Genomic DNA, 4,631 nt, shown 5'->3' with positions numbered 1-4,631 from the left:
CCGCAACTGCACATCATGGATGCCAGGGGAGGGGAGGCCCAAGCGGTCACTGACCAGAAACTGGCAGTCGGCTCTTTTGACTGGTCACCGGATTCCACCCGGATTGCCTACACGGCGCGGGTGCCCGAGCATGGCCGCTACGGAACAATCGACGGCGTCGGACCGGCCGCCGAGGACGCGCGCCACATTGACACCCTTAACTTCCGCATGAACGGCGTCGGCTATACCGGCGACAAGCGCTCGCAGCTGTTCCTGGTAGAGGTGCCACCGGTCGACGCGGAGCCGCCGGTAGCCCCCACCGGCCGGGCAAAGGACTCCGCAGGTGGTGAGGACGCCGACGCCTTCTCCGCGGTACCGCAGAGTATGCAGTTGACCGACGCCGACGCTGACCACAACGGTCCGGTCTTTACCGGCGACGGCAATCGGATTCTCTTCAGCGCCAGCCTGCATGAGGACCGCGACGAAAATCTGCGCAGCGACATCTATTCCATCGCCGCCGACGGCACAGACCGGCAACAGCTGACCAATCTGAACGGGTCCACCCTTGGAGTCTCCGACGGACGTATTTCCGCCGATGGCCAGTGGCTCTTCTACCTCGGCGGCGAACTCTCCAGCACCGGTATAGACTTCGTCGCCCGGAACACCGGCCTCTACGTGGCACCGGTATCCGAACCATCCTCCGGCCGCCGCCTGACCGATGCGGAATCGGTGGACCTGGGCGAAACCGGCGGACCGCTGACACAGTTTGGAGCCGACGGCGTCCTGGTCACCAACCGCACGCGCGGTTCCCTGGAAGTCCTCCATGTGACGGCCGACGGCGGTACAGCGGTCCTGGCCTCCGGGCCGCGGCTGCTGACGGGTCTGGACGCGTCGGGCGACACCGTCGTCGTCACCTTCTCCGATCCAGCGACCATGGGAGACGTGGCGCTGGTGCATGAGGGCGGGCTGAAGCAGCTGACCGACTTTTCCGCGCCACTGCGGAACGAAGCCGGCGTCGTACTCCCCAAGGAAGTGACCTACCAGGCCGACGACGGCTACCCCGTGCACGGCTGGGTCCTGCTGCCGGAGGGGGAGGGGCCGCATCCGGTGCTGCTCAACATTCACGGAGGTCCGTTTGCGCAGTACGGCTGGGGACTCTTCGACGAAGCGCAGGTGTATGTCGAGGCCGGCTATGCCGTGCTGATGCCCAATCCGCGCGGAGCGGCTGGCTACGGGCAGGAACACGGCCGTTCGATCAAGGGGGCGATGGGAACTGTTGACCTTCTCGACGTCCTGGGTTTCCTCGAAGGCGCATTGTCTGAATTCGACGGGCTCGACGACGGCCGGCTGGGAATCATGGGCGGCTCCTACGGCGGCTACCTCACAGCCTGGACCATCTCCCAGGACCACCGGTTCACGGCCGCGATCGTCGAGCGCGGCTACCTTGATCCGCCGTCGTTTATTGGCTCTTCCGACATCGGCTGGTTCTTCTCGAACGAGTAAACCGGCAGCGACCCGGAAAAGGTAAAGGGCCAGAATCCGTTCGCGCACATTGACAAGGTGGACACACCGGCGTTGATCATCCATTCCGAGGAGGACCTGCGCTGCCCGCTGGAACAGGCGCATCGGTACTACACGGCGCTGAAGCTTCGAGGGGTTGAAACGGAAATGGTGGTCTTTCCCGGTGAAAACCATGAGCTGTCCAGAGCCGGAACACCGCACCACCGGAAGCAGCGGTTCGAGCACATTCTGCGCTGGTGGGCGCGGTATCTGCCTACCGCACAAAACCGCGTCGGGGCGTAACGCCGTCGTTCAGCATCAAGGGGGAGACAAAGCAATGGACGAAAGATACGAGTCCATGTACCAGCGCGGCCATCAGGCGGAACCACAGAAGATCGTTCCGGCAAAGAAGGACCGGGCTGCCGTTCCCGATGACCGTGAGTCCGGGTCTGTAGAGGTTGCACCGGTGACGCCGGCGGGGGAGCGGGTGGATCCGGACCCTCCCGCTGCTGTACAGACCAGCGCCGGACCAAACCCATACATTCGATTGCTGATTATCGCCGGTTGCATTTTGATCGTGGGTGCAGTGGTGGCATTTTTCGGCGGCGGGCAATTGATCAACATGCAAATGATGCCGAGCTCCGTGGAGGCACAGGAGGAGGCATTTCTGTTGATGACCTACGGGCAATCCCTGACGGCGGTCGCGCCCTTCCTTCTCGCACTTGGCCTGGGAACGCTGCTTGGCGTTGTCTTCATGAAGGCGTATGCCTGGCGGGCGCCCCAGCGCACCGACTGAGCATGAGAGCCTCGTACGCCTTTACCGACAGGTCGACTATAAGTAGCCTGATGACGAAGAGTATTCGAGCGGACTCAAGGAGTTGTTATGGACAATCAGGACATTCAAGAACGCATTCAGGCGCTGGTTGACCAGGAGCACCAGCTGCGGGAGGCCTCCGCCAGCGAAGACGAGGTGGAGGCAAACCGTGCCGAACTGCGCCGCGTCCAGGAGTCCCTGGATCAGTGCTGGGATCTGCTGCGGCAGCGGAGGGCCAAGCAGGAAACAGGCGGGAATCCGGAGGACGTTTCCGCCCGGCCGGTGGATCAGGTCGAAGGATACAGACAGTAGTGAGCACAACTACGCGGCCCGAATCGCCGTCATCCGGGCTGCATGTTGCCGACACCCATGATCTGCTCCGGGTGCAGGGTGCGCGCGAAAACAACCTCAAGAATATCGACGTCGAGATCCCGAAGCGCCGGCTGACGGTCTTCACCGGCGTCTCCGGCTCGGGCAAGAGTTCGCTGGTCTTCGCCACCATCGCCGCAGAGTCGCGGCGGATGATCAATGAAACCTACAGCGCCTTCCTGCAGGGATTCATGCCGACGCAGGCGCGGCCCGACGTCGACATCCTCGAAGGGCTGACGACGGCGATCATCGTCGACCAGGAGCGGATGGGCGCAAATCCGCGCTCGACCGTCGGTACCGCGACGGACGCGAACGCGTTGCTGCGCATCCTCTTCAGCCGGCTCGGTGAGCCGCACGTCGGATCGCCGCAGGCATTCTCGTTCAACGTCGCCTCAATCAGCGGCGCCGGCGCCGTCACCTTCGAGAAGGGCGGGGAGAAGGTCAAGGAGCGGCGGGACTTCAGCATCACCGGTGGCATGTGTCCGAAGTGCGAGGGCACCGGACGGGTGACGGACTTCGACCTGGCGCAACTCTACGACGACAGTAAGTCCCTGAACGAGGAGGCACTCACCATCCCCGGCTACACCATGAGTGGCTGGCAAGGCCGCCTGCTTCGTGGGGTGGGGCTTGACCTGGACAAACGGATCTGCGACTACAGCCAGGCAGAACTGAAAGACCTGCTGTACAAGGAACCGACCAAGATCAAGGTCGAGGGCGTCAACCTGACCTTCGAAGGCGTGATTCCGAAAATCCAGAAGTCGATGCTCTCCAAGGACCGCGAGGCGATGCAGCCGCACATCCGGGCATTTGTCGACCGCGCGATTACGTTCACGGCATGCCCCGAATGCGGCGGCACCCGGCTCAGTGAGGCTGCCCGGTCCTCAAAAATCAACGGGATCAGCATCGCGGACGCGTGTGCCATGCAGATCAACGAGCTGGTCGAATGGGTCCGCGGGCTCGACGAGCCATCGGTGGCGCCGCTGCTGACGACGCTGGAGGAAAGCCTTGACTCCTTCGTCGAGATTGGGCTCGGCTACCTGAGCCTCAATCGGCCGGCCGGCACGCTGTCCGGGGGAGAAGCCCAGCGCACCAAGATGATCCGCCACCTCGGTTCCGCGCTGACTGACATCACGTATGTCTTCGACGAACCGACCATCGGTCTGCACCCGCACGACATTGCCCGGATGAACGATCTGCTGCTCCGGCTGAGGGACAAGGGCAACACCGTGCTGGTCGTCGAGCACAAGCCGGAGACGATCGCGATCGCCGACCATGTGGTGGACCTCGGTCCCGGCGCCGGGACAGCTGGTGGCGAATTGGTGTTCGAGGGCACGGTTGAGGGGCTGCGGGGGAGCGATACCATCACCGGCCGCCACCTCGACGACCGCGCCCGCCTCAAGGAATCTGTGCGGAAGTCCACGGGAGCTCTGGAGATCCGTGGCGCACGGCAGAATAATCTTCAGGATGTCGACGTCGATGTTCCGACGGGACTCCTCACCGTCGTCACCGGGGTCGCCGGCTCCGGTAAGAGTTCGCTGATTCACGGAAATCTTGCAGGGCGTGACGGCGTGATCGTCATCGATCAGGCCGGTATCAAGGGTTCGCGCCGCTCCAATCCCGCAACCTACACAGGCCTGCTCGAGCCGGTCCGCAAATCCTTTGCAAAAGCTAACGGGGTGAAGCCGGCGCTGTTCAGCGCCAACTCGGAGGGCGCTTGCCCCACCTGCAACGGTGCCGGCGTGATTTACACCGAGCTGGGCGTGATGGAGACCGTCGCCACCACCTGTGAGGAATGCGAAGGCAAGCGGTTCCAGGCAGCGGTGCTTGAGTACAAACTCGGTGGCAAGGACATCACCGAAGTGCTTGCGATGTCAGTCGCCCAAGCTGAGGAATTCTTTGGCGCCGGCGAGGCACGTACGCCGGCCGCGCACAAGATCCTCGACCGGCTCGCCGACGTTGGCCTGGGATA

At 63.4% G+C, this 4,631-nt stretch carries 3 protein-coding genes and 1 pseudogene; all 4 read left to right on the top strand.

Annotation, left to right across the window (positions count from 1 at the left end; all coding sequences use genetic code 11):
* Window positions 1–15: 15 nt before the first annotated feature.
* Window positions 16–1,782, top strand: a pseudogene (locus tag Y707_RS33270) (S9 family peptidase).
* Between the two features lie 34 nt (window positions 1,783–1,816).
* Entirely contained in the window at window positions 1,817–2,275 is a 459-nt protein-coding gene (locus tag Y707_RS0112515; RefSeq protein WP_155852954.1) for a hypothetical protein, read from the top strand.
* A gap of 87 nt (window positions 2,276–2,362) precedes the next feature.
* Window positions 2,363–2,605 (top strand): DUF2630 family protein, encoded by a 243-nt coding sequence (locus tag Y707_RS0112510; protein ID WP_026535353.1) that lies wholly within the window; start codon window positions 2,363–2,365, stop codon window positions 2,603–2,605.
* A partial coding sequence (locus tag Y707_RS25625) for an excinuclease ABC subunit UvrA (RefSeq protein WP_035781590.1) occupies window positions 2,605–4,631 on the top strand: 2,027 nt, incomplete at its 3' end. The genes Y707_RS0112510 and Y707_RS25625, both read left to right, overlap by 1 nt.

This window comes from Arthrobacter sp. H14 (assembly GCF_000520495.1).
Taxonomy (GTDB): domain Bacteria; phylum Actinomycetota; class Actinomycetes; order Actinomycetales; family Micrococcaceae; genus Arthrobacter_C.
Note: the sequence above shows the minus strand (reverse complement) of the source record. Positions and strands in the feature narration are given on the sequence as shown.